Annotated in this window: 17 protein-coding genes; 8 read left to right on the top strand and 9 right to left on the bottom strand. The window is 70.4% G+C overall.

Annotation, left to right across the window (positions count from 1 at the left end):
• Positions 1 to 12 precede the first annotated feature (12 nt).
• From AB0O15_RS12810 to AB0O15_RS12790, 5 genes are read left to right on the top strand one after another with little or no spacing between them, the layout of a single operon-like run.
• Positions 13 to 801, top strand: a complete 789-nt coding sequence (locus AB0O15_RS12810; protein WP_364317806.1) for an N-acyl homoserine lactonase family protein — start codon at positions 13 to 15, stop codon at positions 799 to 801.
• A complete protein-coding gene (locus AB0O15_RS12805; RefSeq protein WP_364317805.1) occupies positions 798 to 1,697 on the top strand; it encodes an NAD(P)-dependent oxidoreductase in 900 nt (299 codons plus the stop codon). Before AB0O15_RS12810 ends, AB0O15_RS12805 begins: the two co-directional genes overlap by 4 nt.
• On the top strand, positions 1,694 to 2,059 hold the full coding sequence (locus AB0O15_RS12800; RefSeq protein ID WP_364317803.1) for a cupin domain-containing protein: 366 nt from the start codon (positions 1,694 to 1,696) through the stop codon (positions 2,057 to 2,059). The genes AB0O15_RS12805 and AB0O15_RS12800 overlap by 4 nt, the downstream gene beginning before the upstream one ends.
• Complete coding sequence (locus AB0O15_RS12795; protein WP_364317801.1) at positions 2,052 to 2,924, top strand: NAD(P)-dependent oxidoreductase; 873 nt, start codon at positions 2,052 to 2,054, stop codon at positions 2,922 to 2,924. Before AB0O15_RS12800 ends, AB0O15_RS12795 begins: the two co-directional genes overlap by 8 nt.
• The gene (locus tag AB0O15_RS12790) at positions 2,921 to 3,700 is read left to right on the top strand and encodes a carboxymuconolactone decarboxylase family protein (protein WP_364317799.1); all 780 of its coding nucleotides are present in this window, start codon (positions 2,921 to 2,923) and stop codon (positions 3,698 to 3,700) included. The genes AB0O15_RS12795 and AB0O15_RS12790 overlap by 4 nt, the downstream gene beginning before the upstream one ends.
• A gap of 111 nt (positions 3,701 to 3,811) precedes the next feature.
• Here the strand turns inward: AB0O15_RS12790 and AB0O15_RS12785 are convergent, their stop codons facing one another.
• Positions 3,812 to 4,435: a helix-turn-helix domain-containing protein gene (locus AB0O15_RS12785; RefSeq protein ID WP_364317798.1), complete on the bottom strand. Its 624-nt coding sequence runs from the start codon at positions 4,433 to 4,435 to the stop codon at positions 3,812 to 3,814.
• A gap of 85 nt (positions 4,436 to 4,520) precedes the next feature.
• Here AB0O15_RS12785 and AB0O15_RS12780 point away from each other — a divergent pair, with 85 nt between their 5' ends.
• Together AB0O15_RS12780 and mshB are read left to right on the top strand one after the other, a co-directional pair.
• Positions 4,521 to 5,774, top strand: coding sequence for an FAD-dependent monooxygenase (locus AB0O15_RS12780; RefSeq protein ID WP_364317796.1), 1,254 nt, complete (start codon positions 4,521 to 4,523; stop codon positions 5,772 to 5,774).
• A gap of 147 nt (positions 5,775 to 5,921) precedes the next feature.
• Complete coding sequence (mshB, locus tag AB0O15_RS12775; RefSeq protein ID WP_364317794.1) at positions 5,922 to 6,746, top strand: N-acetyl-1-D-myo-inositol-2-amino-2-deoxy-alpha-D-glucopyranoside deacetylase; 825 nt, start codon at positions 5,922 to 5,924, stop codon at positions 6,744 to 6,746.
• A gap of 48 nt (positions 6,747 to 6,794) precedes the next feature.
• Here mshB and AB0O15_RS12770 read toward each other — a convergent pair whose 3' ends face one another.
• The 5 genes from AB0O15_RS12770 to AB0O15_RS12750 all read right to left on the bottom strand — a co-directional run bounded on the left by AB0O15_RS12770 (position 6,795) and on the right by AB0O15_RS12750 (position 12,293).
• A complete protein-coding gene (locus tag AB0O15_RS12770) occupies positions 6,795 to 7,736 on the bottom strand; it encodes a DUF6282 family protein (RefSeq protein ID WP_364317792.1) in 942 nt (313 codons plus the stop codon).
• Between the two features lie 12 nt (positions 7,737 to 7,748).
• On the bottom strand, positions 7,749 to 8,759 hold the full coding sequence (locus AB0O15_RS12765; RefSeq protein ID WP_364317790.1) for an ABC transporter ATP-binding protein: 1,011 nt from the start codon (positions 8,757 to 8,759) through the stop codon (positions 7,749 to 7,751).
• Complete coding sequence (locus tag AB0O15_RS12760; protein ID WP_364317789.1) at positions 8,756 to 10,435, bottom strand: ABC transporter permease subunit; 1,680 nt, start codon at positions 10,433 to 10,435, stop codon at positions 8,756 to 8,758. The genes AB0O15_RS12765 and AB0O15_RS12760 overlap by 4 nt, the downstream gene beginning before the upstream one ends.
• A gap of 3 nt (positions 10,436 to 10,438) precedes the next feature.
• The gene (locus AB0O15_RS12755) at positions 10,439 to 11,494 is read right to left on the bottom strand and encodes an extracellular solute-binding protein (protein WP_364317787.1); all 1,056 of its coding nucleotides are present in this window, start codon (positions 11,492 to 11,494) and stop codon (positions 10,439 to 10,441) included.
• Positions 11,495 to 11,561: 67 nt separating this feature from the next.
• Positions 11,562 to 12,293, bottom strand: coding sequence for a helix-turn-helix domain-containing protein (locus AB0O15_RS12750; RefSeq protein WP_364317785.1), 732 nt, complete (start codon positions 12,291 to 12,293; stop codon positions 11,562 to 11,564).
• A 204-nt stretch (positions 12,294 to 12,497) separates the two neighbouring features.
• Between AB0O15_RS12750 and AB0O15_RS12745 the strand changes: the two genes are divergently transcribed.
• A complete protein-coding gene (locus AB0O15_RS12745; RefSeq protein ID WP_364317783.1) occupies positions 12,498 to 13,325 on the top strand; it encodes an SDR family oxidoreductase in 828 nt (275 codons plus the stop codon).
• A gap of 13 nt (positions 13,326 to 13,338) precedes the next feature.
• Here the strand turns inward: AB0O15_RS12745 and AB0O15_RS12740 are convergent, their stop codons facing one another.
• From AB0O15_RS12740 to AB0O15_RS12730, 3 genes are all read right to left on the bottom strand, one after another.
• The gene (locus AB0O15_RS12740) at positions 13,339 to 14,112 is read right to left on the bottom strand and encodes an ABC transporter ATP-binding protein (protein WP_364317782.1); all 774 of its coding nucleotides are present in this window, start codon (positions 14,110 to 14,112) and stop codon (positions 13,339 to 13,341) included.
• Positions 14,113 to 14,140: 28 nt separating this feature from the next.
• Positions 14,141 to 14,929, bottom strand: a complete 789-nt coding sequence (locus AB0O15_RS12735) for an ABC transporter permease (RefSeq protein ID WP_364317780.1) — start codon at positions 14,927 to 14,929, stop codon at positions 14,141 to 14,143.
• A gap of 88 nt (positions 14,930 to 15,017) precedes the next feature.
• Entirely contained in the window at positions 15,018 to 16,052 is a 1,035-nt protein-coding gene (locus AB0O15_RS12730; protein WP_364317779.1) for an ABC transporter substrate-binding protein, read from the bottom strand.
• Positions 16,053 to 16,084: the final 32 nt, after the last annotated feature.

Raw genomic sequence — 16,084 nt, 5'->3', positions numbered from 1 at the left:
TATAATCCGGCGGTGCAGAGGTGGCAGGTGGTGATCGTACGGTACGGCACCCGGCAGACGGTCCGGAGCGACGTCTACCTCAATCATCACCTCTACGGCGAGCCGGACGGCCCGATCGGCATGGACTACTTCTTCTGGGTCCTGCGCGGCACCGGCCGGACGATCGTGGTGGACACCGGCTTCTCCGCGGCGGGCGGCGCCAACCGGAAGCGCACCACGCTGATCGAGCCGGCCGCCGCCCTCGACGCGCTCGGCGTCGACCGGGCCGCCGGCCCGCCGGTCGTGGTCACCCACGCGCACTACGACCACATCGGCAACCTCGGCCTGTTCCCGATGTCACCGGTGTCGATCGCGCGGGCCGAGTACGACTTCTGGACCGGCCCGTACGCCAACCGCACCCTGCTGCACCACTCGGTCGAGGACGACGAGATCGCCCACCTGAGGCAGGTCGAGAGCGAGGGTCGCCTGCGCCCGTTCGCCGACGAGGCCGTGCTCGCCCCGGGCGTCCGGCTGATCCGGCTCGGCGGGCACACGCCGGGCCAGACCGTCGTGCTCGTCGACACTTCCGCCGGCCCGGTCCTGCTCGCCTCCGACGCGGTGCACTACTACGAGGAGTACCAGCGCAGCATGCCGTTCACCCAGGTGGCCAACCTGATCGACATGTACGCCGGGTTCGAGCGCATCCGCGGCATGGTCGACTCGGGCGAGGTGCGCTACCTGGTCCCCGGCCACGACCCGGCCACCCTGGCGCGCTTCGGCGGGACCGACGGCACCTACGCGACGATCGGGGAGGCACCATGAGGATCGGATTCGCCGGGCTCGGCAACATGGGCGGCCGGATGGCCACCTGCGTGGTCAAGGCCGGTCAGGACGTGCTGGGTTACGACGTACGGCCGGAGAACGTCATCGCCGCGGGCGCGACGGCCGCGGCCTCGATCGCCGAGGTGACCGAGGGCAGCGACATCCTGCTGCTCTCGCTGCCGGACAGCACCGTGGTCGAGGCCGTGGTCCTGGGTGACGACGGGGTCCTGGCCCACGCCCGCGAGGGGCAGATCGTCGTCGACCTCTCCACGGCTGCGCCGGATTCCACCGTACGCATCCACGCCCTGCTCGCCGAGCGCGGCGCGGCCTACCTCGACGCGGGCATCTCCGGCGGGGCCGCCGCGGCCGAGAAGGGCGCGCTGACCCTCATGGTCGGCGGCGACGACGAGCCGCTGGCAACCGCCCGCCCGGTGCTGGACCTGTTCGCCGGCCACATCTTCCACTGTGGACCGAGCGGTTCCGGGCACACGGTCAAGCTGCTCAACAACTTCCTCAACGCGATCGCCCTGTCGGCCACCGCCGAGGTCATGGTCGCCGGCAAGAAGGCCGGCCTCGACCTGGCGACCCTGCTGGCCGTGCTCAACGCCGGCTCGGGCGTCAACTTCGCCACGCTCAACCGGTTCCCGAAGATCATCCACGGCGACTACCTCAAGGGCGGGCTCACCAACAGCCTCATGCTCAAGGACGTCAACCTGTACGTCGAACTGGTCGCCCGGCTGGGCGTGGCCAGCCTGAACGCGGCCGGCCCGGTGGCCAGTTTCGGGATGGCGCGGGCGCTCGGCTACGCCGACGAGATCAGCAACACGGTCGTCGACGCCATCGGCGACCTGTCCGGCGGGGTACGGCTGCACACGCGAGAGGAACCCGGAGCATGAGGATCGTCCACGGCCGGGCCGACGGCCGGGCCTCGGAGCGGCGCGCCACGGTCACCGGTGACGTGTGGTTCGACCAGGTGCTGCCCGCGACCGACGGGACCACGATCGCCACGGTGTTCTTCGCGCCCGGCGCCCGGACGTTCTGGCACAGCCACGAGAACGGCCAGATCCTCCAGGTGCTCAGCGGGCGCGGCCTGATCTGCCCGGACGGCGAGACACCGCAGCCGATCCAGGCCGGTGACACCGTGTGGGTGCCGCCGGGGGAACGGCACTGGCACGGCGCCGCGCCCGACTCGTTCATGTCGCACACCGCGATCTCGCTGGGGGAGACCCGCTGGGCCGAGGAGGTCACCGGTGACTGAGGCGACGATCGGCTTCGTCGGCCTCGGCAACATGGGCCTCCCGATGGCGACCCGGCTGGTGACAGCGGGCTACCAGGTCGCCGGGTACGACGTCTCACCCGCGGCGGGACAGGCCCTGTCGGACGCCGGCGGGGTCTACCGCGACGACCTGCGGGACGCCGTCGCGGGCAGCACGGTGGTGATCCTGATGCTGCCCAACTCGGACGTCGTCGAGGCGGTCGTCCATGACCGGGGCTTCGACCCGCCGGCCGGGACGACGGTCATCGACATGAGCTCGTCGGAACCCCTGCGGACCCGGGCGCTGGCCGAGGAACTGGCGGGCCGGAAGGCGACCCTCATCGACGCGCCGGTCTCGGGCGGCGTGAAGGGCGCGATCAACGGCAGCCTCACCATCATGGCCGGCGGCGACACCGGTGACATCGAGCGCGTGACACCGATCCTCGGGCACCTCGGGAAGGTCACCCGCGCCGGCGACGTCGGCAGCGGCCACGCCGTCAAGGCGCTCAACAACCTGCTCTCCGCCACCCACCTGCTCGCCACCAGCGAGGCGATCCTGGCCGGCGAGAAATTCGGCCTCGACCCGGCCACCATGCTGCAGATCTTCAACGGCTCCAGCGGCCGCAGCGGCTCCACCGACAACAAGTGGCCCAACTTCATCCTGCCCGGCACCTTCGACTCCGGCTTCGGGCTGCGGCTGATGCTCAAGGACATGCGCATCGCCACCGGCCTGGCCGACCAGGTGGGCGTACCCGATCCTCTCGGTCATGCCGCGGTTGAGCTGTGGGCGCGGGCGGCCGAGGCCCTGGACGCCGGCGCCGACCACACCGAAATCGTGAACTGGCTGCGAAAGGACGACTCCCGGTGACGCTGACCGCACGGCAGGAAGAGATCAAGGCCGAGTTCATCCGGGTCCGCGGGGCCTGGAGCGAGACCTGGGACGGTGTGCTGCGCCTGGACCCCGAGTTCCTGATGGCGTACCTCAACTTCTCGGCCGTGCCGTGGCGCAAGAACCACCTCGACGACAAGGTCAAGGAGTTCATCTACATCGCCATCGACGCGAACGCCACCCACATGTACCTGCCCGGCGTGCGCCAGCACATCAGGGCGGCACTGAAACTGGGCGCCACCCCGCCGGAGATCATGGAGGTGCTGGAGCTGTCCGCGACGCTCGGCATCCACGCGATGAACATCGGCGTACCCATCCTGGTCGAGGTTCTGGCGGAGAAGGGCCTGCGCAACGGGCCGGCGCCGCTCGACGACCACCAGGAGCGGCTCAAGGCCGAGTTCACCCGCACGCGCGGCTACTGGCACGCCTTCTGGGACGAGATGCTGGAGCTCGACCCGGAGATGTTCGAGGCGTACACGGAGTTCTCGTCGGTGCCGTGGCGCTCGGGCACCCTCGAACCGAAGGTGAAGGAGTTCGTCTACATCGCCTTCGACACCGCGGCCACCCACCTCTACACCAAGGGCCTCAAGCTGCACATCGAGAACGCGATCGGCTACGGCGCCACGCCGCAGGAGATCCTCGAGGTGATGGAGATCGCCGCCGTGCTCGGCATCCACGGCGTCACCGCGGCCGCGCCCATCCTGCTCGAGGAGATGTCCGCCGCCGGGGTGAGCGCGCCTGCCATCGAGCGGTGACGCTCTTCGGCGATGTCGACCTGTCCCGGCGCATCGAACGGGCCGAGACCGTGTTCATCACGGCCGGCGCCGAGGCGGCCCAGCGCCGGGCCACCCTGGTCCGCTGAGTCGCTATCGCCGCAGGTGCGAGGGGGTGGCGCCCCACCAGCGGCGGCACGAGCGGGTGAGCACGGCCGGCTCGGCGAAACCCAGGCGGGCGCTGATCTCGGCGAACGGCCGGTCGGTGGCGAGCAGCGTGCGCGCCTCGGCGCGGCGGACGCAGTCGAGGATCTCGGCGAAGGTCAACCCCTCGTCGGCCAGGGTGCGCTGCAGGGTGCGGGGATGAACCGCGAGGGTACGGGCGACATCCGCCAGCGCCGTCGACCGGGAGCCGAGCCGCTCGCCCAGAACATGACGCACGCGCCAGGCGAAGTCGGAGTGGGACGGGTGGCCGGACAGCACGCCGGCCGGGAGGCGCAGCAGCGCGGCGGGCCGGCGGAACCGCACCTTGGCCCCGAAGGCCTGGCCGTAGCGGTGGGTGGCCTCCTCGGGCGCGCCGGGCAGGTCGACCGAGCGCGGCCCGTAGTCGCCGGCCAGCTCACGAAGCGCGACGTGGAGGCGGTGCAACGAGGCGGTGGCCCGGGCGTCGGGGCGGCGGAGCCGCAGGCCGACCACCCGCCGCGCGCCCTCCGGATCGTCGATCACCGAGAACAGCGGTCCGCATCGGGCGGTGAGTTCTTCGGCGACGGTCGGCACCGGGCTCAGGGTACGCCGGCTGTGACGAACAATCTGTCGCCCTCGATCAAGGCCGATCGTCGCCCCGGTCCGTAGCGTCGCCCCGGTGAACGAGACCGAGGTGATCATCGTCGGCGCCGGGCCGGTCGGGTTGTTCCTGGCCGCCGAGCTCCGGCTGGCCGGTGTCCAGACGGTCGTGCTGGAGCAGCGCGCCGACCCGTCGCCGCATCCGAAGGCGCTCGGCCTGCACGCCCGTACCCTCGAGCAACTCGCCATGCGCGGGCTGATCGACCCGTTCCTGGCCCACGGCGTCCCGGTGTCGCAATGGCATTTCGGCTTCCTGCCGCAGCGGCTCGACCTGAGCCGGCTGGACAGCCCGTACCCCTTCATGCTGGCCTTCCCGCAGCACCGCACCGAGGCCGTCCTGCAGGAGGTGGCGCTGGCGCGGGGCGCGGACATCCGGCGGGGTCACCGGGTCACCGAGGTCGCCGACACCGGTGACCAGGTGCAGGTCACGACCGCGGCCGGCGAGCACTTTGTTACCAACTGGTTGGTAGGTACGGACGGCGCCGGGAGCACGGTGCGCAAGCTGGCCGGGATCGGCTTCCCGGGCACCGACGCCGACACGTACGCCTACCTCGGCGACGTGCGCTCCACCACCCCGCCGCCACCCGGCTTCGGGGTGCAGAACGAGCGCGGCGCCCTGATCGTCGCGCCACTGCCCGGCGGCCTGTTCCGGTTCACCGGAACCGACCCCCTCGCCACCGAGACCCCGACCCTGGAGTCGTTGGAGGAGACGGTCTTCCGCATTTCCGGGCAACGTTTCGGCCTGCACGACCCGGCCTGGCTGAGCCGCTTCGGCAACGCCACCCGGGTGGCCTCGGAATACCGCCGCGGCCGGGTCCTGCTGGCCGGCGACGCCGCCCACATGCACTTCCCGGCCGGCGGTGTCGGCCTCAACCTGGGCCTGCAGGACGCCATGAATCTGGGCTGGAAGCTCGCCGACGTGATCCAGCAGCGGGCCGGCGCCGACCTGCTGGACACCTACCACGCCGAGCGGCGCCCGTGGGCCCTCGACGTCGCCGAGCACACCCTCGCCCAGACCGCCCTGATCACCGCGACCACCCCCACCGGGCAGGCGCTGCGCACGGTGCTCAGCGACGCGCTGGCCACTGTGCCCGAGCTGTCGCTGCTCTGGGCCCGGCGCCTGGCCGGCCTCGACGTCCACTACGGCGATCAGCCTCCGGCGGGAACGAGGGTCGCGGCCACGGGCGACGCGTTGCTCGACGGCCGCCCGGCCCGCATCGACGTGCCCGGCCTGGGCGAGGCGGCCGTCCGCCCGGACGGCTACGTCCAGTGACTCCCATCTCGGCGTAGACCGTTCGGCCGGGCCGCCGAGATTCACGGCGTAGACCGTCCGGCCGGGCCGCCGAGATTCACGACGGCCGTGATCGAGAACACGACCGGAGCGGTGAACTTCAGGCCCGCGATGGAGTTCGATAGAACCATGACCTCTGAACGGCGCCTGATGATGGTGCACGCCCACCCGGATGACGAGTCGAGCTCGACCGGAGCGACCCTCGCCCGGTACGTGGATGAAGGCGCCCAGGTCACGCTGGTCACCTGCACGCTCGGTGAAGAAGGCGAGATCCACGTGCCCGCGCTGGCCCAGCTGGCCGCCGACCAGGCCGACCAGCTGGGCGGCTGGCGCCTGGCCGAGTGGGAACGCGCCTGCGCCGAGCTCGGCGTGACCGACCGCCGGTTCCTCGGCGGCGCCGGCCACTACCGTGACTCCGGCATGATCGGCCTGGAGAGCAACAAGCACCCGCGGGCGTTCTGGCAGGCCGACCTGGAAGAGGCCGCCCGCGTGTGCCTCGAGGTGATGCGCGAGGTGCGGCCGCAGGTCCTCGTCACCTACGACGACAACGGCCTGTACGGCCACCCCGACCACATCCAGGCCAACCGGGTCGCGATGCGGGCGGCCGAGCTCGCCGACGAGGAGGGGTTCGGGCCGGCGAAGATCTACTGGACCGCGATGCCGTTCTCCTATCTCGAGCGCACCCTGGTCGAGTTCCGCGCGTTCGGCGACCCGTCCTTCGACGACTTCGGACGCGTCGAGGACCTGCCGTTCGGCCGGCCGGACGAGGAGATCGACGTCTGGATCGCCGGCACCGCCTACGCGGCGCGCAAGAAAGCCGCGCTGGCGGCGTACGCGTCCCAGATCCCGGCCGGCTCGCCGTTCGTGTCCTCGACGGCGGATGACTGGCTGGCCGCCGAGCACTACGTCCTCGTCAAGGGCGAGCGCGGCTCGAAGGACGACCTGTTCGGTTAGGGCTGTTTCACGCCGCGGGCCTGGCCGGGCCATGAAACAGGCCCTCAGTCACTTGTAGAGCAGGTGGCCCGCTGTCGTGCCGACCAGGCGGCGGATGTCGTCCTCGCTGACGCCGGCGTCGAGCAGGGCGCGGACGGCACGACGGTAGAGGGTGACCGGCAGCGGGTTGGTCTTCTGGCCCGAGTCGGAGCAGAGGATGGTGCGTTCGACGCCGACCTCCTTGATGAAGGTCAGCAGCTCGCCCAGGTCGCGGCGGCGTTCCGGCTTGCCGAAGTACATGATGACCTCGTGCTCGATGGTCACGCCCTGCTCGGCCCAGGCCACCGCCTGCTGGACGTCGGCGCCGACGACGAAGACCGGGTGGTTGACCAGGATCCGGTCGACGCCCGCCTCGAGCGCCGCGTCGATCAACTTCTGAGCTTCGGGTACGCCCAGATGGCCGCACGTGAGGACCGCGTGTTCCGCCGCGATCACGTCGAGGATGTCGCGTACCTCGGGGAGGACGTCACCGGTGTCATCCAGGATCGAGATGACCTCGTTGGGGCGCAGGTCGACCTCGGGGGTGGGGAAGCCGGTGTCGTGGTGCTCGTGGTGGGAGATGTGCGCGGCCGACGAGAGGGTGGGGAACCAGACCATCCGGCCGCCCATCCGCAGGGCCAGTTCGACCGCGTACGGGTTGAGGCCACCGACCGTGCGATTGAGCGCGACCCCTCCGTACACCTCGGTCGAAAGGTCTTGAAGCCCCGCGGTTCGCAAGGCCAGGATGTCGGTCACCATGCTGTGGTGGTGCGACTTGGCGACGATCGCCCGGAAGCCGACCGACGCGGCGTCGCGGGCGGCGTCGAGGATGCTCATCCGGCGCGGGAACGGGCTCGGGCCGGGGTGCTGGTGCAGGTCGACCGCGCCGGCCAGCAACGCGTCCGCCTCCGGGTCCGGAATCCTGCGGTCCTCGTCGGCGTCCAGGTTGAACGGGTAGTCGACGTCAGTCATGGGGGGATCCCTTCAGTTGGTGACGAGGACCTGGTCCTCGGGGCGCCAGTGGGCGACGACCTTGGCGCCGGGGTCGACCGCGGCGGGGGCGCCGACGGGCAGCACGGCACAGCCGACCGAGTCGTCGCCGTAGGACAGCTCGAGCCGGTAGTAGGTGCCGTAGAACGAGACATCGGTGACCGTGGCGTCCTCGGTGACGTCGCCGGCCGGCACGGACTCGGGCGAATCGGCGACGTGCAGGCGCTCCGGCCGTACGATCAGCGTCTGATCCGGCCGGTGGAACACATTGGACTCGCCCAGGAACCGGGCCACGAACTCGGTGGGGGGCCGGTGATAGAGGTCGGCCGGCGTGCCGATGGCCACGATCTTCCCGTGGTTGAAGATGGCGATCCGGTCGGACAGGGTCATCGCCTCGTCCTGGTCGTGGGTGACGAAGACGAAGGTGAGGCCCAGCTCGTCGTGCAGCCGCTTGATCTCGCGCTGCAACGACTGGCGCAGCTTGCGGTCGAGCGCGCTGAGCGGCTCGTCGAGCAGCAGCACGCTGGGGGAGAAGACCACCGCACGGGCCAGCGCGACCCGCTGCTGCTGGCCGCCGGAGAGCTCGTGCGGGCGGCGGTGGTCCATGCCGGTCAGGTCGACCAGGTCGAGGGCCTGACCGACCAGCCGGGCCGTCTCGGCGGCCGGCACCTTGCGTTCGCGCAGCGGGAAGGCCACGTTCTGGGCGACCGTGAGGTGCGGGAACAGCGCGTAGTTCTGGAACACCATGCCGAAGTTGCGCTTGTGCGGCGGTGTCCGGGTGATGTCCTTGTCGTTCAGGCGGACCCGGCCGGCGGTCGGCTCGGTGAAGCCCACGATCATGTTGAGCGTGGTGGTCTTGCCGGAGCCGCTCGGGCCCAGCAGGGTGATGAACTCGCCCGGCTGGATGTCGAGGTCGATGTGGTCGACCGCCGGGGTGCTCCCGTACGTCTTGACCAGGCCGGTCAGCTCGACCCGGCCGCCGGCGGCGCTGATCGGTGAGCTCATGCTTTGCCTCGCTTCCGGCCGGAGCCGCGGATCTGCGCGAACAGGATGGGAACACTGACCAGGACGACCATCAGGCTGGAGGCGGCCGAGATGGTCGGGTCGATCTGCACGGTGACGCTGTTGAACATCTGCACCGGCAGCGTGATCGCGCCCGGCGCCTGCAGGAACAGGGCGATGACCACCTCGTCGAGCGACGTTACGAAGGCCAGCACGGCGCCGGACAGGATGCCGGGCATGACCAGCGGCAGCGTGACCCGCCGGAAGGCCGAGGACGGGCTCGCGCCGAGCACCGCGGCCACGTGCGGCAGAGCTGAGTCCATGCCCTGCAGCCGGGCGGTCACCGCGATCACCACGAACGGGATGGCCAGCGCGGTGTGGGCCAGGATGATGCCGATCAGCGTGCCGTTCAGGCTGAGCCGCAGGAACGCCGAGAAGACGACCAGGGCGACCAGGATGTGCGGCACGATCATCGGCGACAGCAGGAACCCGTTGGCGGCGCCCCGGATCCGGGGGTTCAGCCGGGTCAGCCCGAAGGCGGCCAGAGTGCCCAGGATGGTCGCGAAGATCGCCGTGTAGAGGCCGGTCTGGAGCGTGTTGAGGATCGCCGCGACCCATTCCGGCGAGGTGAACAGGTTCTCGTACCAGCGCAGCGACCAGCCCTGCGGCGGGAACTGGAAGGTCTGCGCCGAGGAGAAGCTCATCGGGATGACGACCAGGGTGGGCACGGCCAGGATGACGGCGACGACCGTCGTGTGTACGCGTAACCAGGGCCGCACCACGCCGCGGGAACCGCCGGCCCGCGTGGGCGTCGTGCCCGCGGCGGCGGCCGAGAGTGACGAACCGGCGAGGCGGCGGCTCAGGCCGAGCACGACCAGCGTCACCACGAGCAGGAACATGCCCATCGCGCCGGCCCCGCCGAAGTCGAGCAGTTCCCTGGTGCGGATGTTGATGACCTGGGCGATCATCGCGGTCCGGCTCGACCCGAGCAGGGCCGGCGTCACGTAGAAGCCCAGGGCCAGCACGAAGACCAGCGACATGCCGGCCACCACGCCGGGCGTCGAGAGCGGCAGGTAGACCCGGCGGAAGGCCCGCGTCCGGGGCGCGCCCAGGCTCTGACCGGCCGCCACCAGCCGGCCGTCGATCTGCTCCATCGCGCTGTACATCGGCAGCACCAGGAACGGCAGCAGCACCTGGGTCATCGAGATGCCGACCGCCAGCGTGGTGCCGAGCAGCGTGACGTCGCCCAGCCCGAACAGGCCGAGGAACTTCTGGATCACGCCGCCGTCCTGCATCAGGACCATCCAGGCGAAGTTGCGAGCCAGCATGCTCGTCCAGAACGGGATGAGCACCACGGTCACCAGCACGGCGCGCATGGCCGGTCCGGACAGGGTCATCGCGTACGCGTACGGGTAGGCCAGCAGCACGCCGACGACGGCGACCACCAGCGCCACCAGCAGCGTCCGGCCCAGCACCCGCAGCGTGTAGCCGTCGGTGAACAGCGAGGCGTAGTTGCCCAGGCCGGGTTCCGGCTCGGTGAAGCTGTCGCCGACCACGCTCAGCAGCGGCACCACGAACAGGACGACCAGGGCCACCAGGGCCGGCAGGAGCAGCAGCCAGCCGCTGCCCCTGAACCGGGCGAGCCAGGGCGCCCTGGCCGTGACTGTCGTGACCGACATCCGTCAGCCAACCTTCCAAGCGGTCCAGCGCTTGACCAGCGCGTCGGTGTTCTCGATCCACCATTGCTTGTCCTGCTCGACCGTGGTACCGCGATCGGGCAGGAAGGCGTTGAACACCTTCTGCTGGTCGGTGTAGCCGACCGAGTCGAGGTCGATGTCGGCGCGGGCGGGCGCGGTGCCGGTCAGCTTCGCGTACGCCTTGGACTGCTCCGGCTCGGTGACGAAGGCCAGCATCCGCTGGGCCAGGGCCTTGTGCGGCGCGCCCTTGGGGATCACCAGCACGCCGATGTCGGTGGTGTTGAAGTCCCACACCGGCACCAGGTTGGCGCCGCTCTGCTTCGAGACGATCGTCCGCGCGGTGACCGTCAGGGTCATGCTGGCCTGCTTGTCGACCATCATCTGCTGGATGGCGCCGTAGCTGGCCGCGAAGACCAGGTTGCTCTTGATCGTGTCGATCTTCTTCAGCGCCCGCTCGACGTCCAGCGGGTAGACCTGCGCCGCCGGCACCCCGTCGGCGACCAGCGCGGCCTCCAGCAGGCCGGCCTTCGGGTAGTCGTAGACCACCCGCTTGCCCGGGAACTTCTTCACGTCGAAGAAGTCCTTGATGGTGGTCGGCTTCGCGCCGGAGAACATGTCGGCGTTGTAGCTGAAGATGTTGGCGTACCGGTAGGTCGGCACGAAGCAGTCGCCGGTGGTGCCCTCGGGGAACTTGGCGCGGTCGAGGGCCGGGTCGTCCAGCTTCTCGAACAGCTCGCCGCAGTACGCGCCGGCGTAGATCCAGCTCATGTTGGCCAGGTCCCAGATGGTCTTGCCGGAGGTGACCATGGTGCGCACCTGGGCCTGCTCGGCCGGGCTGATGTTGGTGAACGCCGTGCCGTTCTTGGCGGTGAACGGCTGCTGGAGGGCCTTCTTCTCGTCCTCCTGGAACTGGCCGCCGGTGCTGGCCCAGGTCAGCTTGTTGTCGTCGGCGCCGCCGCTGCCGGAGTCGCCGCCCACGCCGCACGCCGACAACACCAGGGAGGCCGCGGCCAGCACGGCCACGATTCGATAGGTCTTCATCTGCATCGCCTTTGATCTTGCGCAGGGTTGGTGTCAGTCGAGGGGCTGAGTCAGCTGAGGGGCTGAGCTAACCGAGGGGCTGTGCCATGCGCCGGCTGATCGTCTCGGCGCCGGCCCGCAGGGCGAGGGCCACCGGGCTGTCGGTTCCCTCGGGTACGAACTGAGTGATGTCGACGACGGCCAGGGTCGCGACGACCTGGCCGGCGGGATCGCGGACCGGAACCGCCACGGCGCTGATCCCGTCCTTGAGGCTCGGGCGGACCGAGACGCCGGTCTCGCGAACCGCGGCCAGCTCGGCCTCGGTCGCGGTCGTGGGCGTCGCGCCCTGCCCGAACCGGTAGTAGGACCGGTCCTTGAAGGCCCAGAAGACGACCGTCTGCGCCGCGTTCGGCCCGAGCTGGCTGCCGACCGCGATCGAGACGTGCGCCGTGCGGCTGCGGTCCTCGCGCACCCGCGCCACCACGGGACAGGTGCCGTTCCACACGCTGAGGACGACCGTGTGCCGCAGGCGGGCGCCGAGGTCCTCGAGCACCGGGCCGGCCAGGTCGACGATCCCCAGCCGGGACAGGGCGAGGGTGCCCAGCTCGGCCAGGAGGACCCCGAACTCGTACCGGTTGCGGTCGCGGCGCCGCAGGAGACCGTGGTTCTCCATGGACGCCAGATAGCGGTGGGCGGTGGACTTGCCGACACCCAGTTCCTCGGCGGCCGACACCAGGTCGATCGTCTCGTTGCCGGCGAGCAGCCGGAGCAGCTGGACGACCCGGGCCACGACCTGAAGGTCACCGCTGGCGATCTCCATGGGCACCTCCCTGACTGTCGTCGCCCGTCCCGCATTCCGGGGCGGCCGTCCATCTATCCGGTATTCGAGGAATCTAGGTGATCTCTCCCGACGCCTGTCAAGGGTCGAGCAAGATTTCCGCCGTAAGTCCCAGTTGTTAAATGATGCTGGTGGCTGATTGTATGATTGGCCTACAATCCTTGGCTAGTGGTCGGGAGGCAGAACATGCGCGGACTTGCCGGCAGGGTCGCGGTCGTGACGGGTGCGGCCGGTGGGATCGGCGCGGCCACGGCCCGGCGGCTGGCCGAGGAGGGCGCGAACGTCGTCGCCGTCGACCTCGATCTCGACCGGGTCCGTGACCTCGCCGCGTCGCTGCCGTCCCCGTCGATCGGGGTTCGCGCCGACGTGTCGGCCGAGGACGAGGTGGCGGCGTACGCCGAGGCGGCCGTGGCCCGCTTCGGGCGCATCGACCTGCACCACCTCAACGCCGGCATCCCGGGCTCGTTCGCCACCCTGCCCGACCTGCCGGTGGCCGAGTTCGACCGGGTGATGGCGGTCAACGTGCGCGGCGTGTTCCTCGGGGTGCGGGCGGCGTTCCGGCAGTACGCGGCTCAGGGGAGCGCCGGCAACATCGTCCTCACCGGCTCGATCGGCAGCCTGCGGGGCAGCGCCGACCTGCTGGCGTACCAGACCTCCAAGCACGCGGTGGTCGGCCTGCTGCGCGGCGCCGCGATGTACGGCGGCCCGCTCGGCGTACGCGTCAACGCCGTCGCTCCCGGCATCGTGCCCACCGACCTCTTCGCCGCCACACCGGACGTGGCCGGCGGCAAGGACGACATGTCACGCCGCGCGAGCAGCACCCCGCTGCGCCGGGCCGGCACCGGCGAGGACGTGGCCGGCGTGGTGGCGTTCCTGCTCTCCGACGACGCCGCCTACATGACCGGCGAACTGGTCTCGGTGGACGGCGGCGCGAGCATCGTCAGCACGGTCCGCCCGTCCGGTGGCGCCGGCGCCTGGAACTTCGAGGCGTACGACCGCGCGCTCTACGGCTAGGCGCGGCCGACCGTCAGGTCCGGGCCGGCCGCGGGCTCTCGTCCAGCAACAGTTCGTGCAGCTCGGCCGAGGCGGCGGCCACCTGGTCCAGGTGGGCGTTGTGCCCGAAGGTGCGGGGGCGGGGGATCGGCACCTCGACGACCTTGTTCAGGCGGCCGGGGCGGGAGCTGAGCACGGCGACCCGGTCGGCCAGCAGCACGGCCTCCGAGATGGAGTGGGTGACGAACACGATGGTGGTGCCGAGTTCGATGTGGATGCGCTGAAGTTCGACCGCCAGTTCCTCGCGGGTGAGCGCGTCCAGCGCCGAGAACGGCTCGTCCATGAGCATGACCTTGGGGTTCTGGATCAGCGCCCGGCACAGCGCGACGCGCTGCTGCATGCCGCCGGACAACTCGTGGGGCTGCCGGGTGGCGAAACCGGCCAGGCCGGTCATCTCCAGCAGCCGCTCGGCCTGGCCGCGGGATCCGGCCCGGCTCCCGCCGAAGATCTCGATCGGGAGCAGCACGTTGTCCAGCACCGAGCGCCAGGGCAGCAGGGCGGGCCGCTGGAACACCATGGCCACGTCCCGGCGTGGTTCCGTGACGATGTCGCCGGCCACGGTCACCGAGCCGGAGCTCGGTGTGAGCAGCCCACCGATCACCCGCAGCAGGGTCGACTTGCCACAGCCGGACCGGCCGATGACGGCCAGGAACTCCCCGGCCGCGATGTCGAGGTCGATGTCCTTGAGGGCCTCGACGCGGCCGCGCCGGCCACGGAAGGTCTGAGACACGGCGTCGATGCGAATCATGCGGATGCTCCCGGTGACGGATGGTCGCTCACGATGAGATGGCCCGTGCCCACGGGGCCAGCAGCCGCTCGAGCGCGGCGACGACATAGAAGAGCACGACCCCGGCGACGGCGAGAAGGACCAGGGCGGCGAAGGCCAGCGCGGTGTCCGAGTTGGCGCCCGAGCCGACGATGACCGAGCCCAGCCCGTGGTCGGGGCTGACCACCTCGCCGATGACGGCGCCGATGATGGCCAGCGGGGTCGCCACCTTGATCCCGACGAAGGTCTGCGGAAGCGCCCAGACCAGCCGGATCTTCACGAACGTCTGCCACCACGAGGCCTTGAGCGACCGCGCGAGCTCGGCCAGGTCGGCCGGGGTCGAGGTCAGTCCGGCCATGGTCGACACGATGATCGGGAAGAAGCTGACCAGCACGACCATGACGATCTTGGGTGCGTTGCCGAAGCCCATCCAGACCAGCAGCAACGGGGCGAGGGCGACCTTGGGGATGGCGTTGACCGCCGCCAGCAGCGGCATCGTCATGCGTTCCACGGTCCGGGAGGCGGCCAGGATGATGGCCAGGCCGAGGCCGCCGGCGACCGCGAGCCCGAACCCGATCAGCACGCGCTGGAAGGTTGTCCACATCTCGTCGGCCAGGTATCGCGGGTCGCGCAGCATGGCGTCGAGCACGTCCATGGGGGACGGCACGTAGAACGGGTCGATGTCGAGGACCGCGGTCAGAAGCCACCAGAGGCCGACCGCCAGAACCGCGCCGAGCACGGGAAGCACGCCGTTGTTCCAGGTCATGGAGAGCCGGGAGTCGGCGTCCGTGTTCGTCATGAGGTCAGCTCCGTCGATGTGGGGCAGGGCGTGGCCCGCAACGCGGGGCGGTTCGACCGCCGGCCGCCGCGTCGCGGGCCACAGTGAATCAGGACTTCTTGATGAAGCTGAAGTCGGCCACCTTGTCGGGGGTGAGGCCCGCGGGCATCAGCCCGGCCGCCTGGACGGCCGCGATGCTGCGGGTCACCCGCTCCTCGTCCATGTAGCCGATCGGTCCGGCGTTGGGCGGGGTCACGTAGGGCTTCATCGCGTTGATCTCGCCCTTGGCCGCCGGGACGAGCGCGGTCGGCTCGGCCTTGTTCAGGATCGCCGCGGCCTCGTCCGGGTTGTCGATCGTGTACTGCAGGCCCTTCATGGCCGCTCCGACGAAGCGCTGGACCAGGTCGCGGTCCGACGAGATGAGCCCCGGCTTGGTGATGATCGCGTTGCCGAAGAGGTCGCTGAGGTAGTCGCTGTACGGCATCACGACGACCTCCTTCTTGGACACGTTGGCCAGGGCGGTCTTGCTCAGCAGGAAGGTACTCAGCGCGTCCACCTTGCGCTGGGCCATGAGCCCGTTGAGCGCCGTCGGCTGGGCGCCCTGGATCTTCACCTTGGTCGGGTCGAGCCCGGCGGATTTCGCGTACGCCGGGAAGAGCAGCTCGCTGACCGAGCCGCTGCCGGTCCCCACGGTCTTGCCGACCAGGTCGGTGGGCTTGTTGATGCCGGTGTCCTTGGTGGTCATGATCGACACCAGGGTGCGCTGGTGAACCGCCGCCACCGCGCGCCAGTCGGGGAACTTGCCGAGGCCCGCCTGGATCTCGGCGCCGGTGAAGTCGAGCGCCGCGAACTGAACCTTGTCCGACTTGAGCAGGGTCAGGTTCTGGACGTTGCCGGCGCCCTTCTGGATGTCGATCTCGATGCCGGCCTCGGCGAAGAAGCCCTTCTCCTTCGCGACCCATACGAAGGAGTCACGGCCGACGGCGCCGAACGCGGTCACATAGCTGACCTTGTCCTTCGCCCCGCCGCCGGACGCCCCGCCGTCGCCACCGCCGTCGTCGTCCGATGAGGAGCATCCGGCCGCCGTGACGGCGAGCAGCGCCGCCAGCAGCGCAGTCGTCGTCCTGCGGAATCGTCTGGTCATGTCAAGCCTCTCGAGAGCCGTCCTTGCGTGGA

Origin of the sequence: Actinoplanes sp. NPDC089786, assembly GCF_040684855.1 — a bacterium.
Taxonomy (GTDB): domain Bacteria; phylum Actinomycetota; class Actinomycetes; order Mycobacteriales; family Micromonosporaceae; genus Actinoplanes.
This window is presented reverse-complemented; position numbering and strand designations above follow the sequence as displayed.